Below are 18,686 nucleotides of genomic sequence, written 5' to 3' on the forward strand. Positions count from 1 at the left end.
CGATGGCCACTCAGGACGAACGGTTATGTCAGGACCGTTTGCCCATGTCCCTCTACATCCGCTTCACCGCCCATCTGAACGCCGTGCTCGACGCGCTTGAGGCTGACGGCGCGCTGTCTGCAGGTCTCAACCGCAAGCCCGTCACGGTCGAGCCGCCCCGCGATCCCAGCCATGGCGACCTAGCCACCAACGCCGCGATGGTCCTCGCCAAGCCCGCCGGCACGAATCCGCGCGCGCTGGCCGAACAGATTGTCGCCGGCCTCGAAAAGCTCGAAGAGGTGGAAAGCGCCGCCATCGCCGGCCCCGGCTTCATCAACCTGAAGCTCACCGACGCCATCTGGCGTGCCGAACTCGCCGCCATCCATGCAGAGGCGGATGAGTATGGTCGCTCCGACGCGGGCGAAGGGGTGACGGTCAATGTCGAATATGTCTCCGCCAACCCCACAGGTCCCATGCATATGGGCCACTGCCGGGGCGCCGTGGTGGGCGACGCCCTTGCGACCCTGCTCGAATATGTCGGGCACAAGGTCATCCGCGAATATTATATCAACGACGCAGGCGGCCAGGTCGATGTGCTCGCCCGCTCCGCCCATGTCCGTTATCGCGAAGCGCTCGGCGAGAATGTCGGCGAAATCCCGCAAGGGCTCTATCCAGGGGACTATCTCGTCCCGGTGGGCCAGGCGCTCGCCGCCGAATATGGCGACACATATGTAACCGCCCCGGAAAGCGACTGGCTCGTCCTCTTCCGCACCAGGGCGGTCGCGGCGATGATGGAGATGATCCGCAGCGATCTCGCCCTGCTCGGCATCCATCACGACGTCTTCTCCTCCGAAGCCGAACTTCAGGCCGCCGGAAAGCCCGAAGCCGCCGAACAATGGCTACGCGCGCACGACCTCGTCTATGACGGCGTCCTCGAAGCTCCGAAGGGCGAGACGCCCGAAGATTGGGAGCCCGTCGAACTTCCTCTCTTCCGTTCCACCAAGTTCGGCGACGATCAGGACCGCCCGATCAAGAAATCCAACGGCGGCTGGACCTATTTCGGCGCGGACATGGCCTATCATTTCCAGAAGGCCCAATCCGCGGACCAGCTGATCGACATCTGGGGCGCCGACCATGCGGGCACAGTGAAGCGTATCCAGGCCGCCGTCGCGGCCCTTACCGAAGGCAAGGCGCGCTTCGACGTCAAGCTCATCCAGATGGTCCGCTTGCTACGCGATGGCGAGCCGGTGAAGATGTCCAAGCGCGCGGGCAATTTCGTGACGCTGGCCGATGTGGTCCGCGAAGTCGGCAAGGACGTCGTCCGCTTCACCATGCTGACGCGCAAGGCCGACGCCCAGATGGACTTCGACTTCGCCAAGGTCGTGGAGGCGTCGAAGGACAATCCCGTCTTCTACGTCCAGTACGCCCATGCCCGCATTTCCTCGCTCGGCCGACGCGCGCAGGAGGCCGGAATTGAACTTCCTGCGCCCGATCTGTCCCGCCTTGGGACTGCGGAACTTAACCTGATTAAGTTAGCGGCGCAGTTCCCCCGGGTGGTCGAAGGCGCGGCATCAGCCCGCGAACCCCACCGTATTGCCTTTTATCTCAATGACTTGGCGTCTGAATTCCACAGCTGGTGGAATTTAGGCAATGACAATCCGCGCGCTCGGGTCATCCTGATGGATGATTTTGAGACAACATCCGCGCGCCTTTTCTTAAGCCGCGGAATCGGGCAGATCATCCGTAACGGTCTTGCCCTGATGGGCGTGGCCGCATTGACGGAAATGCAATAGCCAGGCGGAGGCAAGGGAAAATGGGCGACTTTGCGAGGGGGCGGCTCGATCTGGATGACGAGGAGCGTCTGCCCTGGCTCGAGCCCGGTATTGAAGATGAAGAGCAGGAAGGGCTTTCGCCTGTCCGCCTGCTCGGCTTCATCCTCTGCGCCCTTGTTCTGCTCGGCGGCGTGGTTGCGGGTGTCTGGCTGCTCAAGAACCGATCCACCGGCGGCGGTGAGGGCAAGCTGATCGCTGCACCCGCTGCCGATTACAAGGTCCCCGCCAGCGAAGCCGACGCCAAGAAGTTCGAGGGCGAAGGCGACGCCAGCTTCGCCGCCAGCGAAGGCGTTGTCCGTGATGGCCGCATCGATCCCAGCCGCGTACCCGAAGCGCCCGTTATACCGACGGCTCCCGCCAAACCGCGCCAGGCCGCTCCCGGCAAGCCCGCGCAAAGCGTGACCACACGCGTCGCGGACGAAACCAACGTCCGCCCCGCCACCAGCCAGCCCGCCAGGACAGGCGGCGCGGTGATTCAGCTCGGCGCCTATGGCAGCCAGTCCGGCGCCCGTGACGCCTGGACGCGGCTGTCGAAGCGCTTTGCCTATCTCGCGCCGCTCACCATGTCGGTCGAACCCACGGAAGTCGGCGGCAGCACCCTCTACCGCCTCCGCGCTACCGCAGGCGCTCAAGCCAATACCCTCTGCGGGCGGCTCAAGGTCGCCGGAGAAAGCTGCCTGGTGGTGAACTAACCACCTTATGCTCCCTCTCTCCTTCAGGGGAGAGGGAAACAGATCGCGTTTAAACTCCCTCCAAACAACCCCTTCGACAGCACGCTCCTTCGCCGCTACCATCGCGACCCATGAAACCGGTAATCTTCGGCCTCTCCGGCGAAACTCTCACCACCGATGAACGCGCCTTCTTCGCCGACGCGCAGCCAGCGGGCTATATTCTGTTCCGCCGCAACATCGTCGATCGCACCCAACTGCGCGCGCTGACGGACGACCTCCGCGCGCTCCATGGCCGCGACGACCTGCTCATCATGATCGATCAGGAAGGTGGCCGCGTCGCTCGCATGCAGGCGCCGGTCTGGCCCAGCTTTCCGCCCGGCGCCATATTCGATCGCCTCTACGACCTCGCGCCTTCCAGCGCGATCGCAGCCGCCCGCGCCAACGCCCAGGCTATCGCCGTCACGCTTGCCGAAGCCGGGATTACCGTCGATGCGCTCCCCCTGCTCGATGTACGGCAGGAGGGGGCAAGCGACATCATGGGTGATCGTACGTTGGGAGCCGAACCCATGCGCGTCGCTGCGCTCGGCCGGGCGGTCATCGAAGGGCTTGCCGAAGGCGGCGTGGTGGGCATCGTCAAGCATATGCCTGGCCACGGCCGCGCGATGGTGGACAGTCATCACGAACTGCCGATCGTCACCGCCGATGAAGAAGCCCTGACGACCGACCTTGCCCCTTTCCAGGCGCTGAAGGATGCCCCGATCGGCATGACCGCCCATGTTGTCTATACGGCCTGGGACCCGGATCTTCCGGCAAGCCTCTCGGCCTCGGTGATTGATACGATCATCCGCAAGCGTATCGGTTTTGACGGCCTGCTCATGTCCGACGATCTCGATATGAAGGCGCTGAACGGTAGCATCCCGGAACTCGCCGCCGGGGTGGTGGCGGCCGGATGCGACCTTGCGCTCAATTGCTGGGGGCGGATGGATGATATGGTGGGGATCGCCAATCTCCTCCCGGAGATAAGCGCTGCATCCAAAGCCCGCCTGGATCTGGCCATGGTCCGCGCCAGTTTGGAAAAGGACAGCCCGCCGCTCGACCAGCTTCTCGCCATCCGCGACACCCTGCTGGCGCTGGTGCCCGCGTGAATCGACCACTCAAATCCTCCCCTGTAAAGGGAGGTGGCAGGCAAAGCCTGACGGAGGGGTATCACGCATGAACGACCTCTTCACGCCGCCGCCTACGCCGCGCCCCGACATGCTCACCGTCAGCTTCGAAAGTTGGGAAGGGCCGCTTGATCTGCTGCTTGCCCTGGCCCGTAGCCAGAAGGTCGATCTGCGCGAAATTTCCATCCTCGCGCTGGTCGAACAATATCTCACCTATATTGAGGGTGCGCGGAAGCTGAAGCTGGAACTGGCGGCCGACTATCTCGTGATGGCCGCCTGGCTCGCCTATCTCAAATCCTCGCTGCTTCTTCCCAAGCAGGCCCAGCCCGATCCCAGTCCCGAAGAACTGGCGCTCCGCCTTCAATTGCGCCTCCAGCGGTTGCACGCGATGCGGGAGGCAGGCGCGCGGCTGATGGCGCGAGATCGCGTTGGCCGTGACGTATTCGTCCGCCCCCGCCCGGAAGGGCTGCGCCTCGTCCGCAAAGCGAAATGGGCGGCCAGTCTTTATGATCTGATCCAATCCTATGGGCAGGTTCGCGCGCGGACACAGCCGGCCGTCCATATGGTTGCTGTCCGCCCGGTCATGACGCTCGATGAAGCGATCCAGCGCGTCGGTGCGCTCGTCGGCTCGGCGATCGACTGGACGACGCTTGAATCTTTCCTGCCCGATGGTCAGGATGGGCCGATGGCGAAATCGGCACTCGCCAGCAGCTTCGTCGCCGCGTTGGAACTGGCGCGACAGGGGCGGCTGGAAATACAGCAGGAAGGTATTTTCCAGCCCATCTACCTGCGGGCCGCTTTGCCGGATCAGGGCGGAGCACGGCTGCTATGATGCCAGAGCCCGATGATTTCCTCCGTGCAGTGGAAGCGGCGCTGTTCGTTGCCGAGACGCCGCTCACTCCTGCCGAACTGAGGCTGCATGTGGGCGAAGCCGGGGATTTGCCTGCCGCCCTTGCTGCATTGTCGGACCATTATGCCGGGCGCGGCATCAATCTGGTGGAGCGGGGTGGGCGATGGCATTTCCAGACTGCGGCCGACCTCGCCCATATCCTGCGTCGGGAAAAGGACGAAACTCGCAAATTGTCCCGGGCGGCGATGGAGACGCTCGCGATCATCGCCTATCATGAGCCCGTCAGCCGCGCCGAGGTGGAGGCCATTCGGGGCGTCCAGGTCGCCAAAGGCACGCTCGACGTGCTGATGGAGGCGGGTTGGGTCCGCCCTGCCGGGCGGCGCGAAGTTCCGGGCCGTCCGCTCATCTATGCGACCACGCACGAATTTCTGTCACATTTCGGCCTTAGCAGCCGCCGGGACTTGCCGGGTATGGACGATCTGCGCGCTGCGGGATTGCTCGATCCGGTCGATCTTGCGCTGGAGGGCCTGGGTGCCCAATCCGTTCTGGAAAATGATGAGGAAGAAGCTTAGAAAGGGCTTCGATACAGGAGAAAGTCAAAATGGGTTCCTTTTCGCTGATGCACTGGGTCATCGTTCTCCTGGTGGTTATGCTGCTGTTCGGCGGCGGCCGTATTTCCGGGCTGATGGGTGACGTCGCCAAGGGCATCAAGAGCTTCAAGAAGGGCATGGCCGACGATGATGACGGCATCACGCCTGCCAAGCCTGCGACGCGGATCGAAGGTCATCGCGTGCCTGAGCAGGACGCACCGAGCGCCACCGAAGAAAAAACCAAGGCCTGATTATTCTTCACGCCCAAACGGTAGGCGCGCATGTTTGATATCGGTTCGTCCGAACTTCTGCTGATTGTGATCATCGCTGTGGTCGTGATCGGCCCCAAGGATTTGCCGCGCGCGCTTTACAAGGTAGGGCAGATCGTCGGCAAGGCGCGCGGCATGGCGCGCCATTTCCGTACCGGCATCGACGCCATGGTGCGGGAAGTCGAGATGGAAGAACTCGAAAAGAAATGGGCCGATCAGAACCGGCGGATCATGCAGGAACATCCCGCCGACGGGTCGGCAGCTCCGGCAATGGAGCCGCTGGCTTCTCCGGCTACCGCGTCTGCTCCCGGCGCTGACGCATCTCCACCTCCCTTTGTCGCCCAGTCGGCGCCTGCCGCCACGCCTGCGCCCGCGCCTGCCGCAGACGGACCGCCTTATATCGCAGCGCAACCGGCTACGGGTAAGGGTGACGCTCCGGCATGAAGGACATTGATGATACGAAAGCGCCGCTGCTCGACCATCTGATCGAATTGCGGGGACGCCTGCTGAAATGCGTCTGGGCGCTGTTCCTCACAGGAGCCGTCTGCTTCTATTTTTCCGACAAGCTTTTCGCCTTCCTGGTTCACCCGCTGAAGGAAGCCTTTGGGGACGGTGGCGGGCGGCTCGTCTATACAAAGCTGTACGAAGCCTTTTTCGTGCAGGTGAAAGTGGCGATTTTCGGCGCTTTTTGTCTGTCATTCCCGATCATTGCGAATCAGCTCTGGGCCTTTGTCGCACCGGGCCTTTATGCCAAGGAAAAGAAGGCGTTACTGCCTTTCCTGATCATGACGCCGGTGTTGTTCCTGATGGGCGCCAGCCTCGCTTATTACGTCGTCATGCCGATGGCGTTTCATTTTTTCCTGCAATTTCAAGGGAATAGCGGCGGCCTCACGGTCGAGGCTCTACCAGGCACCGACGCCTACCTTACGTTAGTCATGCAGTTCATTCTTGCATTTGGCATCAGCTTCCTCATGCCGGTGCTGCTGATGCTCCTCAACCGCGCAGGTTTGGTCACTCGCGCCCAATTGATCGGCCTCCGTCGGTACATGATCGTCGCCGCCTTCATACTGGCGGCGGTTCTCACCCCGCCCGACGTCGTTTCGCAGCTCATGCTCGCCATTCCGCTGCTGTTGCTCTACGAAATCACCATCCTGGCGATCTGGTTCACCGACCGCAAACAAGCCCGCGAAGCCGCGGCGGCTCAAACAACCGACCTGTCCACCTGACAAAAAAAGGCCCGCCAGAGCGGGCCTGCGAGGGTGGGAACCGTTTACTGCGCCTACTGCGCTGCGTTTTCCACGGCCTGGCCAGCGCTCTGCACGTCTTTGCCAGCGCCTTCCACGGTGTTGCACGCTGCTACCATCAGCGAACCCGTAAGCAGCAGGGCGGCAAGGATCTTCCTGGTCATGATCGTCTCCTTGAAAAACTAATGCCGGACGGCCGCGCTATCCGGCGGCTGGGAGGAGAACCCACAGCCGGGAATTACGTTCCGCAGCCGGAAATATCTCTGATATCAGGAAGATCGCCCAAAAAATCTGAGCCCGGAACGCGTCGGGGGGGGAGATGCGTTCCGGGCTCATGTTTTTTTGGATAGCAAGAGCGGGGGGCAAAAGATTTGCTATCCGGTATGCAGAACCCCTCATCCCGCTATTTGGTTCCGTCCGTTCCGCCGCACGAAAAATTTTTTTATTCTTTTTAGATTCAGCGCCTTGGTCGGATTCCTACGCTCTAAAACAAGAGCCGTGCCGATCAAATAAGTGGCCGTCCGCTGTTGCGATATTCCGGGCGGATGGTGGAAGGAGGCAGGCTATCCTCGACCTCAGGACCGCTCGGTATGGGCAAATCTCTGATCTCGACCGGTGAGGGAGGAGCGTGGCCTCTATAGATTGGCGTCGGCCAGCTTCGAAGAGAGGGTCCCGATTGCCACTCGCGGCCGGCATAGGGCACCCGGAACGCGGCCTCTGTGCCATGAAAGCCGGGACTGCTGTAAAAGATATGCGCGCCGATCACCGCAACGGCGCGCTTGGCCGCTGCCCATCCGGGCCTCACTGCCAAGGTATGATAAAAGGTGGCCAGCCCGACCGGCGCATAGACACGCCCCGCAAGAGCCTGCTCCGCAATGCGGCGTGCACGCGCCCAACTTTGCATATGGCTTGCTCGCCCCATGGAACCGTCGCAACTGAAGGTGAACTGGCAGCGGGAATCACTCCGCTCCGACCCCTCATAGACGACTCCGCACACGCTATGCGGCCAGAGCGGGCTGCGCACACGGTTCAGCACCACCTGCGCGACCGCTCGCTGCCCTTCCTCAGGCTCATTGCCCGCCTCATAATATATTGCTGATGTCAGGCAGTTGACCGCGCGATAGCTATCGAGCGGCGTCAGCCCTCGAAACGTGGTCATTGGCGCTGCCTGGACGGTATCGAGTTTCAGGACATGTTCGCTGTTTCCTGCGACGCTGGGCACATCCTGGAATATATCGTCGGCAAAGAAATAGGCGGAACCCGGGAAATTCTCGCCCGGCCTCTCCGCCACGTTGTTTCTTCGCGTCGCGTCAGCCAGAACGTCAAGCGGCGCGGCTGTGATCAGGCGCGGCACGGCAAGCGCCGTCAGCGCCAGGGCGGCCCACGCCGCATGCCGTAATCGCCCGCCTGCCATATTCCAGCCCGTCAGCCTCATGAATCCTTGCGGCAAATGCGCCGCCGCCATGTGTTAGCGCAAAAGCCTTGCCACTTTCTTCCCATCAAGGCAGCGCGCCGAGAGGCATTGCAACCGGCTCTTTGGGTGGACCAGCATTCCCTTGCTTGGCAAGCGTGCATCTGCTCCGCTATGCGGGAGCAATGCTAGTCCAGAATGATAGCCTCGCCCTGATTGGCAACACGCCGATGGTGCGCCTCGCCGTTCCGTCGGAAGAAACCGGATGCGACATCTACGCCAAATGCGAGTTCGCCAATCCCGGGGCTTCGGTTAAGGATCGCGCCGCGCTGTTCATCGTCAATGATGCCGAGGAAAAGGGGCTGCTGACCCCCGGGGGCACGATCGTCGAAGGGACGGCGGGGAATACCGGAATTGGCCTCGCCCTCGTCGCAAATGCCAAAGGCTACAAGACGATCATCGTCATGCCCGAGACGCAAAGCCGCGAGAAGATGGACACTTTGCGCGCCCTTGGTGCGGAGTTGGTCACAGTGCCCGCAGCTCCCTATTCAAATCCTGGCCATTTCGTCCACACCTCCCGCCGTATCGCGGAAGAGACGGAGAATGCGGTCTGGGCCAACCAGTTCGACAATATCGCCAATCGCAAGGCGCATATCGTCGGCACGGCAGAGGAAATTTGGACCCAACTGGATGGGCAGATCGATGGTTTCACCTGCGCTGCCGGCACTGGCGGAACGATCGCGGGGGTGGGCCTCGGACTTAAAGCGCATGATGAGAATATCACCATCGCGCTGACCGATCCTTACGGGGCGGCGCTCTACAATTATTACGCGAATGGCGAATTGAAGGCAGAGGGGTCGTCGGTTGCTGAAGGGATAGGGCAGGGGCGCATTACAGCCAATCTGGAAGGCGCGCCGATTGATACGCAATTTCGTATTTCGGACGAGGAGGGACTGCACTGGGTTGAGCGACTGCTGGCGGAAGAGGGGCTGTGCCTCGGGCTGTCGTCCGGCATAAATGTTGCGGGCGCCGTGGCGCTGGCGCGGGAGCTTGGCCCGGGCAAGCGGGTCGTCACCATCTTGTGCGACACTGGATTCCGTTACCTTTCGACCCTTTATAACCGCGAGTGGCTGGAATCGAAGGGCTTGACGGTGTTCCCCTGGCTCGCGCACAATCGTTGATCGCCGACAAGGGTCGCGGCGACGATAAAAAGAGCGCTTCGATGGCTGAACATCCCCGCCGGCAGGAAGGGTTGCAGCGTGTCCAGATTGGCCTCACCGGGCTGGCGGGCGTGGTGCTCCTGGTAGGCTTGGCCAATATCGTGATCGACAAGGCGCGGATCGATGATCCGGCGGTGCCGCCGCCCACCGTGCCCACCTTGGACCTCAATGCCGTTGCGCCTAAGGAACCGCTGGCGGAGCTTGGCGTCCAGCCAGCACCTGAACAGCAACCGATCGTTCCGGATTTGCAGCCCGATCCCAATCTCAGAAAGCCGATGGATCGCGATCCGCAATCCTCCGGCCGCTGACCTGCGAACAGGCAGCACTTCATGATAGTGGCGCTGCGTACATTCGCGATGCTCTGCGCCGGGCCGCTGATCATTTTGCTCGGCGGACTTCCTGCACTGTTGCGCACAGGCCAAGTCGATCTGCGTGCCTGGGTTTGGCCAGCGTTGGTCCTCATCATTATCGCGGCGGCCCTGCGGGCGAGGCGCAGCGTCCTTCATGCCATCTGGGCTGGCTTGGGAAGCGTGGGCACAGTGCTGCTTTTTGCATGGCTTGCAACCGGGCGTTTGTTCGATCTTTGGCCTCTAGCCTGGTTAGGCTTGACCGTGCTGCTCGCTCTGGGCTCCGGCATATTCATAATAGGCCAGCGCTGGCTCGGCCTAGGCTTGGCCGGGCTGGCGGTTCTTTCATGCGGGCTCGCTGCCGATCCATCGCTTGAATGGGCAAGAGAGCGGCCGGCGTTAGCGGTGATCAGTGCGTTGCCTCTCTTTTGGCGCGAAGGAGAGGGGGGCGTTCAAGCGCGCGAGGATGCGCCGATAATCCGAATATTGCGTCAGCGATTCGATGTCCGGCCCGTAGATAGTCCCCTGTCTCCAAAGATGCAGCGCGTGGATGCATTATTGTTGGCGCAGCCGCGCGCCATGTCGGCCGATGAGCTGCTCGCTTTAGACGGTTGGGTGCGCGGCGGCGGCACGATGCTGCTCTTCGCCGATCCTCTGCTGCGCTGGCCTTCGTCCTTGCCATTGGGGGATCGCCGCAGAGCGCCACCCGTCAGCATGCTCGCTCCGGTGCTGGGTCACTGGGGTGTTGAATTGCGGTCGCCATCATACACCGGAGAAAAGCGCCAAATGCTTGCTGACGGCCGTTTGCTCACGACCATGGCGGCCTCGTCCTTTGCGCTCCGTAGAAATTCGAACTGCCGGACTGAGCATGAGGCATTGGTTGCGCGCTGTATGATCGGCCGCGGGCAAGCTGTCCTCGTTGCGGATGCCGACCTGATAGATGACCGGCTGTGGTTGGCGGATGAGGCGATGCCACTGAAACGGGGTGCATGGACTGCTGACACTGCTGGTTTCGTTGTTAAACAGCTGGGCGATGGGTCGATAGAGCCTCGGGTTTGGGTGACGTCCCTCGTGGGACTGACGACCGCTTTGCGCTGGGCGCTCATGGCCGGGATTTCTTGGGCGATCATGGGAAGCGTTCTTCTATCCCGGCGCAAAGGGCCATTCCTCCTTCGCCCTCTGCAAGCCGAAGCCTCGACTTAGCCCTGAATAGAGAATAAAATCAGAACAAACCAAGATTTCCCAAAATCTCCCGACTTTTCCCTTTTCTTGAGGCCCGCCGCTTGGTATCTAAAAGCCATAGGGGTTTGTCAGGCTTTGGTTAGTCCTGTGCGCCGACCGCAATGACGCGGTTTGGTCGATGGCGGCCTGCACCCTTGCGAACAGAGGGGCAGTCGTCCGAACGTGTCGGAAATCATTCTCTTTACGGGCAACGCGTTCAGCGTCGCGGACGGCAAAGGCCGTTTCGTGCTGCCCCTGGAGATGCGCCGACAGGTCAAGCTGTCCAGTGGCGGCGAAACGCGGCTGTATCTTTCCGTCCACGGCGACAACCCCTGCGCCACGGGCTTTGGAGAGTCTCACCGCCGCTTTCTATTCACGGAAGTCGAGGAACTTGCTCGTGAAGCGCGGACTGCTGGCCGCGACTATAATGCCGATCTCGAACTGGAACGCCGCCTAGGCACCATTGAGGAGGTCAATTTCGACGATGGTGGGCGCTTCGCCATGCACCCGGATATCAAAGACGAATATGGCATCGCTGATGCCGTATTTTTCTATGGCGTGGGCCGATACATCCAGATCTGGAAGCCGGAAACGCTTGTTGACAGCAAGGATCGGCCGGAACTGATCCGGAACAAGGTCCGCCGTTGGCTGGATCAGCGCGCCGCCGGAGGCGTAAAGTGACCGCTGCTGCCAATCCGGACCGCCATATCCCCGTTCTGCTCGATGAAGTGTTGGACGCTCTCGCCATTAACCCCGGCGAGTTGCATGTCGATGGCACCTTCGGCGCGGGTGGCTATTCGGGTGCCATGGCGGACAAGGGTGCGAAGGTTTTCGCCTTTGATCGCGATCCGGATGCGGTTCACGAAGGGCAGGCGCTGGCCGCCGAAAAAGGCATCACGCTGATCGCTGGTGAGTTTTCCCATATGGGCGAGTTGCTGGACGAACTGGGCGTGTCGTCGGTGTCCGGCGTGACACTCGATATCGGCGTGTCTTCGATGCAGCTCGACCGGCCGGAGCGGGGCTTTTCCTTTCAGTCGGACGGCCCCCTTACCATGACGATGAGCCAGAGCGGGATGAGCGCCGCAGACTTCCTGAACAATGCCCCTGAGCAAGAAATTGCCGACGTCCTCTATCGTTATGGTGAGGAGCCACGCTCGCGGCGGGTCGCCCGCGCGATCGTGGAGGCTCGTCCGCTGGAGCGGACCAGCCAGCTCGCCAGCGTTGTACGCCGCGCCCTGGGCCATAAACCCCATGACAAGAAAGACCCTGCGACCCGGACATTCCAGGCAGTTCGCATCCATGTGAATCGCGAATTGGAAGAATTGGAACGCGGGCTGGAAGCGGCTGAGGCTATCCTGGAGGAGGGTGGGCGGCTCGCCATCGTTACTTTCCACAGTCTGGAAGATCGCATCGTCAAACAATTCCTGCGCAAACGCAGCGGTGGGGAGGGAGCAGGATCGCGCCATCTGCCGGAGCGTCGAGCCGGCGCTGAGCCCACCTTCCACAAGCCCGCAAAGGCGGTGCGCCCAAGCGAGGCTGAACTCGCCCGCAACCCGCGAGCCCGTTCGGCGACGCTGCGCAGCGCAGTTCGCACGGGCGCCCCTGTTTCCAGTCCGGCCCGGAGTGTGCGCCCATGATCGCCGTCAAGAGGTTGCAGAGCCTGATCTGGATCCTGCTCGTGGCGCTGGGCGCGCTGGGCGCCTATCTCGTGTCCCTTAAGGTCGCCACCGAGCGTAACGAGTTGATGAAGGTGCAGGCCCAGATCGCGCGGGCGCGGGCCGATATCCGATATCTGGAAACGGAATTCAGCGCGCGCGCCAGCATGCGGCAGCTTGAGCGCTGGAACCAGGACGACTTCATGTATGCTACGCCGACCGCCCAGCAGTATCTGGGTGGCGAGAGGGCGCTTGCGAACCTCGACGGCATTCAGCCCAACGGACCTGATTATGTCGCGCCGCCGGTGATGGTGGCGATGGTCCAAACCCCTGCCGATCTGCCGTCCGCCGCTCAGCCAACCCCGGCCAGCCCCGCAGCGACTCAGATCCGGAGCGACATAGCCGTCATTCGTGAAGCGCACGCCGCCGACAATGTTGACGCGGCCGCTAAGCCAACTCCTCGCAGCGCTGCGGAGAAGGCGAAGGAAGATGCGGACGTGTCCAAGCCAAATCCCGTCGCCCGCCGCGCCGAACGGATGGCGATGCTTGACGCCAAGCTGCTGGACGACAGCACCATGGGCGATATCAGCAGCAAGGCGGCGCGAGAGCGCAAGAAGGGTGCGCGCTGATGGCGACGATCATCGTTCAACCGGGTGGCGCCAGAGCGGGCAAGCAACGTGTCGATCTGACGGCGATCGCCCATAATCGGCTGATGTTGTTGCTGATCCTGTTCATGGCGATCACGGCTGTCGTGATCCTGCGACTCACCTGGGTCGGTATTTTCGCCCATGGCACGAGCGGTGGCGGCGACGCGTCTGGCCTCATTCCCGCACGCGCGGACATTGTTGATCGCAATGGCGTACCCTTGGCGCGGACCATGGACGCCTATTCCATCGCCGTTCGGCCTTCCAAGCTGATTGGTGAGCCTGCGGAACTGGCGCGCAAGCTGCACGAAATTTTTCCCGATGAGCCTGAAGCGGCCTTTTACAAAAAGCTGACCGGCAAGGGTTGGGCCTATCTCCGCCGCCGCGCCCTGCCCGAAGAAGTGGCGGCCGTAAACGCACTTGGTGAGATCGGCATTGAGTTTCCGCGCGAAAAGGAACGACTCTACCCCCAACGCAGCCTGGCTGCGCACATTTTGGGCTTTGCACCCAATGGGGAAGGGACGGGCGGTATGGGCGTGGAGGCGGCGTTCAACGATCGCCTGACCGACCCGGCCCTGCGGGGGCAGCCCTTCGCGATTTCCATCGACAGCCGGGTACAGGGCGCGCTTGAGAGCGAGCTTTACGCCCAGATGGTGTCTCAAAATGCTAAGGGTGCGGGCGGCGTCATCATGGACGCCAATACGGGCGAGGTGATCGCCATGGCGTCGATCCCCGTCTTCGACCCTAATAAGCTGCAAAATTACGCTGGAAAGAACTGCAGCGAATCGCCGCTCTGCAATCAAATTGTTCAGGCCCGTTACGAACTCGGTTCGACCTTCAAGCCCCTGTCGATCGCCGAGGCGATGGATCGCGGCGTCGTCACTTCCATGGCCAAGCGGTATGACGCGACTGCGCCGCTCGCCGTTGCGGGCTTTCACATCAAGGACGATCACTCTCTTGGTCGCTGGATCAACGTGCCGGAGATTTTGGTGCACAGCTCCAACATAGGCACCGCGCGTATTGCTGACGAAATGGGCGCCGCGCCCATGCAGCAACTGTTCCGCAACCTGCAGTTCGACCAACGGGCCCCCATCGAACTGAAAGAGCGCGCCAAGAGCTTGTGGCCTTATAATTGGGGCCGCATCACGACGATGACCGTTTCCTATGGCCATGGCATCGCCGTGACGCCGCTTCACCTTGCCGCTGCTTACGCTGCGCTGGTCAATGGCGGCATCTGGCGCCCGGCCACTCTACGCAAGCTGCACGCCAATGAAGTGCCCGAAGGCCATCGCGTCTTTTCCGCCGCTACGAGTGCACGGATGCGGCAGTTGTTGCGGATGATCGTTGCGGCGGGTACAGGTCGCAGCGCCGACGCCAAGGGATTCCGGGTGGGCGGCAAGACGGGTTCCGCTGAGAAGCCTGAAGAAGGCCGGTATAATAAGAGTTCACTGGTGACGACTTTCGCGTCCGCATTTCCGATGGATAATCCCCGCTACGTTGTGCTCGCCATGATGGACGAGCCCAAAGGCAACGCTCAGACTTTCGGTCTGAGGACGGCGGCCTGGACTGCCGCTCCGGTGGTAAAGCGCGTGGTCGAACGCACCGGGCCTATGCTGGGCGTTCTGCCGGACGAGCGGCGCGACGTAGATATTTCCGACCTCATGCCCCTGCTCGGGCAGGAAAAGGAAAAGCATTAAGATGCGCCTCGGGTCGCTCATCGAGGGGCTGGATGTGAAGCTCGACGCTGGCGAGTCCCTGGACGAGCTGGTGTCGGGCTTCGCGATCGATAACCGGAAGGTCGCGCCCGGTACAGTGTTCGGCGCCTTTCAGGGTGCGCGGGTGAACGGGGAAGATTTCATTCCCGACGCCGTGCGGGCGGGTGCGGTGGCGGTCGTCGCGCGTCCCGAAGCTAAGGTGGAGGGGGCGATCCACATTGCCCATGAAAATCCCCGGCGCCTGTTCGCGCTGCTCGCCGCGCGCTATTTCGCACCGTTCCCGGATGTGACCGTTGCGGTCACCGGCACCAACGGCAAGACCTCCACGGTGGAGCTTGCGCGCCAGCTATGGCGCATGTTGGGGCATCATTCGGCCTCGATAGGGACGCTGGGTGTGACAACCTCCGTCGATCAGGTTTCGACCGGCCTCACGACTCCGGACATTGTCACTTTCCTGTCGAACATGTCGGGTCTGAAGCGCGAGGGCATCACCCATGCCGCGTTCGAAGCGTCCAGCCATGGCCTCGCCCAATATCGGACTGAAGGGCTGCCGGTGTCGGCTGCCGCCTTTACCAATCTGTCGCGCGACCACCTTGATTATCATGGCGACATGGACAGCTATTTCGACGCCAAGATGCGGCTGTTCGACGAGGTCGTCGCGCCCAATGGCGCGGCCGTCATCTGGGCTGATGACCAATGGTCGGACAAGGTTATCGAGCGGGCTACGAAGCGGGGGCTTCGTGTGCTGAGCGTCGGGGTGCAGGGGCGGGCATTGCGTCTTGCCAACCGCACCCCGACCCAGTTGGGTCAGACGCTTGAAGTCGAAGCTGGCGGTAAGTCCTACAAGGTAAACCTTCCGCTGATCGGCGCCTATCAGGCGGCTAATGCGCTGACCGCGGCGGGTCTGGTAATCGCGGGTGACGAGGATGTGGGGAAGGTTCTGGAACAGCTCGGCCGAGTCCAGCCTGTGCGTGGACGGTTGGAACGTGCGGTCATCACCAAGGCTGGTGCGCCCGTTTATGTCGATTATGCTCATACACCCGATGGGCTGCGCGCGGCAATCGAAGCCCTGCGGCCCCACACGCGCGGGCGTCTGATCGCCCTTTTCGGGGCGGGGGGCGACCGTGACGCAGGCAAGCGGCCGCAGATGGGTAAGGTCGCGGCCGAGATGGCTGACCATGTGATTGTGACCGACGACAATCCGCGCTCAGAAGATCCATCGGCAATCCGCGCCGCCATCATGGCTGGTGCGCCGGGCGCCGAGGAAATTGGTGGCCGTCGTTCGGCGATCGCCGCGGCCATTGCGCAGGCTGGTGCGGATGATATCGTGCTGCTGGCGGGCAAGGGGCATGAACAGGGGCAGATCATCGGCGACCGGGTGTTACCGTTCGACGATGTGACCGTTGCCCGGGAGTGCGCTGGGTGAGCGAGCTTTGGACTTCCGAAGAGATAGCGCAGGCCACAGGGGGCGTCGCATCGGCGCCCTTCGCCGTTTCGGGCGTGGCGTTCGACAGCCGTGAAGTGACTGGCGGCGATCTGTTCGTCGCGATGAAGGGTGAGACGACCGACGGCCACAATTTCGTGGAGAAAGCGTTCGGCCAGGGCGCAGCAGGCTCCATCGTCAGCGAAGCGATCCCCCAGCCTCACATTCTGGTGAAGGACAGCGTCGTTGCGTTGGAGGCGCTGGGCCGCGCATCCCGCGCCAGGATGCGCGGCAAGGTGGTGGGCGTTACCGGATCGGTGGGCAAGACCGGCACCAAGGAAGCGTTGTTCCAGGCGCTGGATCGCGTCTGCCCCGGCGAAGTCCATCGCTCGGTCAAAAGCTATAATAATCATGTGGGCGTGCCGTTGAGCCTGTCCCGCATGCCCCGCGCGTCGGCTTTCGGTGTCTTCGAAATGGGCATGAACCATGCCGGTGAGCTGGCTCAACTGACCCAGCAAGTCCGCCCGCATGTCGCGATCGTGACCGCCATCGCGCCGGCTCACATCGAATTTTTCGGCACCGAAGAGAAGATCGCAGAGGCCAAGGCTGAAATCTTCGAGGGGCTGGAGCCGGACGGAACGGCGATCATTCCCTATGACAGCCCGCATGTCGCCACCCTCTATGCCAAGGCGGAGCAGCATGCCGCGCGCATCCTGACTTTCGGCTTCGATGAAGAGGCTGACGTCCGGGCGCGTGATATGGTTCCGGCCGCGAACGGCGGCACGTTAGTGACGGCGACCCTGCCTAGTGCGGAGCTTTGCTTCACCGTAAGCGCGCCGGGGGAACATTGGGTGTCGAATGCGCTTGCCGTGCTGGCCGCGGTGGAGGCGTTGGGCGGCGATCTGGCTGCAGCGGGCCTCGCACTTGCGGAGATGCCCGGACTGCCCGGGCGGGGCGAACGCAAGACCCTGCCCATCGCGGGCGGTGAAGCGCTGCTCATCGATGAAAGCTACAACGCCAATCCGCTCAGCATGGCGGCGACGCTCAAGCAGTTGGGCAAGGAACGTGCAAGTCGCCGTATCGCGGTGCTGGGCGGCATGCGCGAGTTGGGCGATCGCAGTCGTGAACTGCATGCCGGACTGGTAGAACCGCTGGCGGCGGGGCAGGTCGATTATGCCATCCTGGTCGGCGAGGAGATGAAGCCATTGGCCGAAGCGCTCGGCGGGGTTCTTTCTTTCGACCATGTGCCGGACGCCGCTGCCGCCATCAGTCTTATACAGACCGAAATGCGCGCGGGCGACGCAATCCTGGTAAAGGGATCAAACGGCATCGGCCTGTCGCGCTTGGTCGCCGCGCTTGGGGAACATAAGAACTGATGCTCTACTGGCTTGCCCAGACGATGGACTTCGCGGGTGTTTTCAACCTCATCCGCTATCTCAGCTTCCGCGCGGGCGCGACGATCGCGACCGCCTTTATCATCGGCTTGGTGCTCGGCCCCCGCTTCATCGGCTGGCTGCGCGTCCGCCAGGGGAAGGGGCAGCCGATCCGCGACGATGGCCCGCAGACTCACCTCGCCAAGAGGGGCACGCCCACGATGGGCGGCCTGATGATCCTGACGTCGATGATCTCGTCCGTATTGTTGTGGATGGACCTGTCGTCCATCTATGTATGGGCTTGCCTCTTCGTGACGCTAGGCTTTGGCGCCATCGGCTTCCTTGATGATTATGACAAGGTGACCAAGGCCAGCCACAAGGGTCTGTCAGGCAAGATGCGCCTGATCTTCGAATTTTTGATCGCTGGAGTCGCCGCGTGGCTGATCGTTCATCAGCATGGCAACACCGCGCTTTACTTGCCCTTCTACAATGGTCCCGCGATCGAGCTTGGACCGTTCTATTTTCTGTTCGCCGCGTTCGTGATTGTGGCGTTCGGCAACGCCGTCAACCTGACCGATGGGCTCGATGGCCTCGCGACTATGCCAGTCATCATCGCCTGCATGGCTTTCATGGCGATCGTCTATCTGGTCGGCCGTGCGGATTATGCTTCCTATTTGGGCATCCCGCATGTGCCCGGCGCTGGCAATCTTACCATCCTGTGCGGCGCGATCATCGGCGCGGGCCTTGCTTTCCTTTGGTTTAATGCACCGCCCGCCGCTGTATTCATGGGCGACACCGGCAGCCTGGCGCTGGGCGGGACGATCGGCGTGATCGCTGTTACCGCCCATCATGAGATCGTGCTGGGCGTCATCGGCGGGCTTTTTGTCGTGGAAGCAATGAGCGTCATCATACAGGTCTTCTTCTACAAGCGGACAGGCAGGCGCGTCTTCCGCATGGCGCCGATTCATCACCATTTCGAACAGTTGGGCTGGGCCGAGCCCACCGTTGTGATCCGGTTCTGGATCATTTCCTTCGTGCTGGCGCTTGCCGGCCTTGCCACGCTGAAGCTCCGGTGAGCG

At 62.2% G+C, this 18,686-nt stretch carries 20 protein-coding genes; 18 read left to right on the forward strand and 2 right to left on the reverse strand.

The features are described 5' to 3' along the window. Nucleotides 1–44: 44 nt before the first annotated feature. The 8 genes from argS (at nt 45) to tatC (ending at nt 6,580) form a co-directional block, all read left to right on the forward strand. Nucleotides 45–1,772, forward strand: a complete 1,728-nt coding sequence (gene argS, locus EP837_RS10735) for an arginine--tRNA ligase (RefSeq protein ID WP_066527305.1) — start codon at nt 45–47, stop codon at nt 1,770–1,772. Between the two features lie 20 nt (nt 1,773–1,792). Continuing rightward, entirely contained in the window at nt 1,793–2,503 is a 711-nt protein-coding gene (locus EP837_RS10740) for an SPOR domain-containing protein (RefSeq protein WP_066527307.1), read from the forward strand. A 110-nt stretch (nt 2,504–2,613) separates the two neighbouring features. After that, nucleotides 2,614–3,627: a beta-N-acetylhexosaminidase gene (gene nagZ, locus EP837_RS10745; RefSeq protein ID WP_066527315.1), complete on the forward strand. Its 1,014-nt coding sequence runs from the start codon at nt 2,614–2,616 to the stop codon at nt 3,625–3,627. A gap of 67 nt (nt 3,628–3,694) precedes the next feature. Next, nucleotides 3,695–4,477, forward strand: a complete 783-nt coding sequence (locus EP837_RS10750) for a segregation and condensation protein A (protein WP_066527317.1) — start codon at nt 3,695–3,697, stop codon at nt 4,475–4,477. Continuing rightward, the gene (gene scpB / locus EP837_RS10755; protein ID WP_066527319.1) at nt 4,474–5,067 is read left to right on the forward strand and encodes an SMC-Scp complex subunit ScpB; all 594 of its coding nucleotides are present in this window, start codon (nt 4,474–4,476) and stop codon (nt 5,065–5,067) included. Before EP837_RS10750 ends, scpB begins: the two co-directional genes overlap by 4 nt. A gap of 29 nt (nt 5,068–5,096) precedes the next feature. Then, on the forward strand, nt 5,097–5,336 hold the full coding sequence (locus EP837_RS10760; RefSeq protein ID WP_066527325.1) for a twin-arginine translocase TatA/TatE family subunit: 240 nt from the start codon (nt 5,097–5,099) through the stop codon (nt 5,334–5,336). Nucleotides 5,337–5,366: 30 nt separating this feature from the next. Further along, on the forward strand, nt 5,367–5,798 hold the full coding sequence (gene tatB, locus EP837_RS10765) for a Sec-independent protein translocase protein TatB (protein ID WP_066527332.1): 432 nt from the start codon (nt 5,367–5,369) through the stop codon (nt 5,796–5,798). After that, a complete protein-coding gene (gene tatC / locus EP837_RS10770; RefSeq protein WP_066527334.1) occupies nt 5,795–6,580 on the forward strand; it encodes a twin-arginine translocase subunit TatC in 786 nt (261 codons plus the stop codon). Before tatB ends, tatC begins: the two co-directional genes overlap by 4 nt. 53 nt (nt 6,581–6,633) lie before the next feature. Here tatC and EP837_RS10775 read toward each other — a convergent pair whose 3' ends face one another. Together EP837_RS10775 and EP837_RS10780 are read right to left on the reverse strand one after the other, a co-directional pair. Beyond that, nucleotides 6,634–6,762: an entericidin A/B family lipoprotein gene (locus tag EP837_RS10775; RefSeq protein WP_066527336.1), complete on the reverse strand. Its 129-nt coding sequence runs from the start codon at nt 6,760–6,762 to the stop codon at nt 6,634–6,636. Nucleotides 6,763–7,103: 341 nt separating this feature from the next. After that, nucleotides 7,104–8,033, reverse strand: a complete 930-nt coding sequence (locus EP837_RS10780; protein ID WP_066529214.1) for a cell wall hydrolase — start codon at nt 8,031–8,033, stop codon at nt 7,104–7,106. Between the two features lie 161 nt (nt 8,034–8,194). On the opposite strand from EP837_RS10780, the gene EP837_RS10785 reads away from it, so the two are divergent. From EP837_RS10785 to mraY, 10 genes are all read left to right on the forward strand, one after another. After that, nucleotides 8,195–9,190, forward strand: a complete 996-nt coding sequence (locus EP837_RS10785) for a cysteine synthase A (protein WP_066529219.1) — start codon at nt 8,195–8,197, stop codon at nt 9,188–9,190. A 41-nt stretch (nt 9,191–9,231) separates the two neighbouring features. Continuing rightward, nucleotides 9,232–9,537, forward strand: a complete 306-nt coding sequence (locus tag EP837_RS10790; RefSeq protein WP_066529216.1) for a hypothetical protein — start codon at nt 9,232–9,234, stop codon at nt 9,535–9,537. A 48-nt stretch (nt 9,538–9,585) separates the two neighbouring features. Next, nucleotides 9,586–10,779: a Gldg family protein gene (locus EP837_RS10795; RefSeq protein ID WP_082919670.1), complete on the forward strand. Its 1,194-nt coding sequence runs from the start codon at nt 9,586–9,588 to the stop codon at nt 10,777–10,779. A 201-nt stretch (nt 10,780–10,980) separates the two neighbouring features. Beyond that, the gene (locus EP837_RS10800) at nt 10,981–11,478 is read left to right on the forward strand and encodes a division/cell wall cluster transcriptional repressor MraZ (protein WP_066529221.1); all 498 of its coding nucleotides are present in this window, start codon (nt 10,981–10,983) and stop codon (nt 11,476–11,478) included. Continuing rightward, nucleotides 11,475–12,434 carry a 16S rRNA (cytosine(1402)-N(4))-methyltransferase RsmH gene (gene rsmH / locus EP837_RS10805; protein ID WP_066527344.1) on the forward strand — a complete coding sequence of 320 codons (960 nt, stop codon included), beginning with the start codon at nt 11,475–11,477 and terminating at the stop codon, nt 12,432–12,434. The genes EP837_RS10800 and rsmH overlap by 4 nt, the downstream gene beginning before the upstream one ends. Beyond that, complete coding sequence (locus EP837_RS10810; protein ID WP_066527348.1) at nt 12,431–13,081, forward strand: colicin transporter; 651 nt, start codon at nt 12,431–12,433, stop codon at nt 13,079–13,081. The genes rsmH and EP837_RS10810 overlap by 4 nt, the downstream gene beginning before the upstream one ends. Further along, nucleotides 13,081–14,793 carry a peptidoglycan D,D-transpeptidase FtsI family protein gene (locus EP837_RS10815; RefSeq protein ID WP_066527351.1) on the forward strand — a complete coding sequence of 571 codons (1,713 nt, stop codon included), beginning with the start codon at nt 13,081–13,083 and terminating at the stop codon, nt 14,791–14,793. Before EP837_RS10810 ends, EP837_RS10815 begins: the two co-directional genes overlap by 1 nt. 1 nt (nt 14,794) lies before the next feature. Next, complete coding sequence (locus tag EP837_RS10820) at nt 14,795–16,237, forward strand: UDP-N-acetylmuramoyl-L-alanyl-D-glutamate--2,6-diaminopimelate ligase (protein ID WP_066527354.1); 1,443 nt, start codon at nt 14,795–14,797, stop codon at nt 16,235–16,237. Beyond that, the gene (locus EP837_RS10825; protein WP_066529224.1) at nt 16,234–17,610 is read left to right on the forward strand and encodes a UDP-N-acetylmuramoyl-tripeptide--D-alanyl-D-alanine ligase; all 1,377 of its coding nucleotides are present in this window, start codon (nt 16,234–16,236) and stop codon (nt 17,608–17,610) included. The genes EP837_RS10820 and EP837_RS10825 overlap by 4 nt, the downstream gene beginning before the upstream one ends. Then, entirely contained in the window at nt 17,610–18,683 is a 1,074-nt protein-coding gene (gene mraY / locus EP837_RS10830) for a phospho-N-acetylmuramoyl-pentapeptide-transferase (protein ID WP_066527355.1), read from the forward strand. The genes EP837_RS10825 and mraY overlap by 1 nt, the downstream gene beginning before the upstream one ends. The last annotated feature ends 3 nt before the right edge of the window (nt 18,684–18,686 follow it).

Origin of the sequence: Sphingobium sp. EP60837 (assembly GCF_001658005.1) — a bacterium.
In the GTDB taxonomy this organism is placed as follows: Bacteria; Pseudomonadota; Alphaproteobacteria; order Sphingomonadales; family Sphingomonadaceae; genus Sphingobium; species Sphingobium tyrosinilyticum.

Excerpts from the sequence above, each read along its gene's own strand:
- EP837_RS10780 (WP_066529214.1), bottom strand. The coding sequence starts at position 8,033 with ATGAGGCTGACGGGCTGGAATATGGCAGGCGGGCGATTACGGCATGCG.
- EP837_RS10790 (WP_066529216.1), top strand. The coding sequence starts at position 9,232 with ATGGCTGAACATCCCCGCCGGCAGGAAGGGTTGCAGCGTGTCCAGATT.
- nagZ (WP_066527315.1), top strand. The coding sequence starts at position 2,614 with ATGAAACCGGTAATCTTCGGCCTCTCCGGCGAAACTCTCACCACCGAT.
- EP837_RS10775 (WP_066527336.1), bottom strand. The coding sequence starts at position 6,762 with ATGACCAGGAAGATCCTTGCCGCCCTGCTGCTTACGGGTTCGCTGATG.
- EP837_RS10820 (WP_066527354.1), top strand. The coding sequence starts at position 14,795 with ATGCGCCTCGGGTCGCTCATCGAGGGGCTGGATGTGAAGCTCGACGCT.
- EP837_RS10795 (WP_082919670.1), top strand. The coding sequence starts at position 9,586 with ATGCTCTGCGCCGGGCCGCTGATCATTTTGCTCGGCGGACTTCCTGCA.
- EP837_RS10750 (WP_066527317.1), top strand. The coding sequence starts at position 3,695 with ATGAACGACCTCTTCACGCCGCCGCCTACGCCGCGCCCCGACATGCTC.
- EP837_RS10760 (WP_066527325.1), top strand. The coding sequence starts at position 5,097 with ATGGGTTCCTTTTCGCTGATGCACTGGGTCATCGTTCTCCTGGTGGTT.
- tatC (WP_066527334.1), top strand. The coding sequence starts at position 5,795 with ATGAAGGACATTGATGATACGAAAGCGCCGCTGCTCGACCATCTGATC.
- EP837_RS10740 (WP_066527307.1), top strand. The coding sequence starts at position 1,793 with ATGGGCGACTTTGCGAGGGGGCGGCTCGATCTGGATGACGAGGAGCGT.
- EP837_RS10810 (WP_066527348.1), top strand. The coding sequence starts at position 12,431 with ATGATCGCCGTCAAGAGGTTGCAGAGCCTGATCTGGATCCTGCTCGTG.
- tatB (WP_066527332.1), top strand. The coding sequence starts at position 5,367 with ATGTTTGATATCGGTTCGTCCGAACTTCTGCTGATTGTGATCATCGCT.
- EP837_RS10815 (WP_066527351.1), top strand. The coding sequence starts at position 13,081 with ATGGCGACGATCATCGTTCAACCGGGTGGCGCCAGAGCGGGCAAGCAA.
- argS (WP_066527305.1), top strand. The coding sequence starts at position 45 with ATGTCCCTCTACATCCGCTTCACCGCCCATCTGAACGCCGTGCTCGAC.
- EP837_RS10785 (WP_066529219.1), top strand. The coding sequence starts at position 8,195 with ATGCTAGTCCAGAATGATAGCCTCGCCCTGATTGGCAACACGCCGATG.
- mraY (WP_066527355.1), top strand. The coding sequence starts at position 17,610 with ATGCTCTACTGGCTTGCCCAGACGATGGACTTCGCGGGTGTTTTCAAC.
- scpB (WP_066527319.1), top strand. The coding sequence starts at position 4,474 with ATGATGCCAGAGCCCGATGATTTCCTCCGTGCAGTGGAAGCGGCGCTG.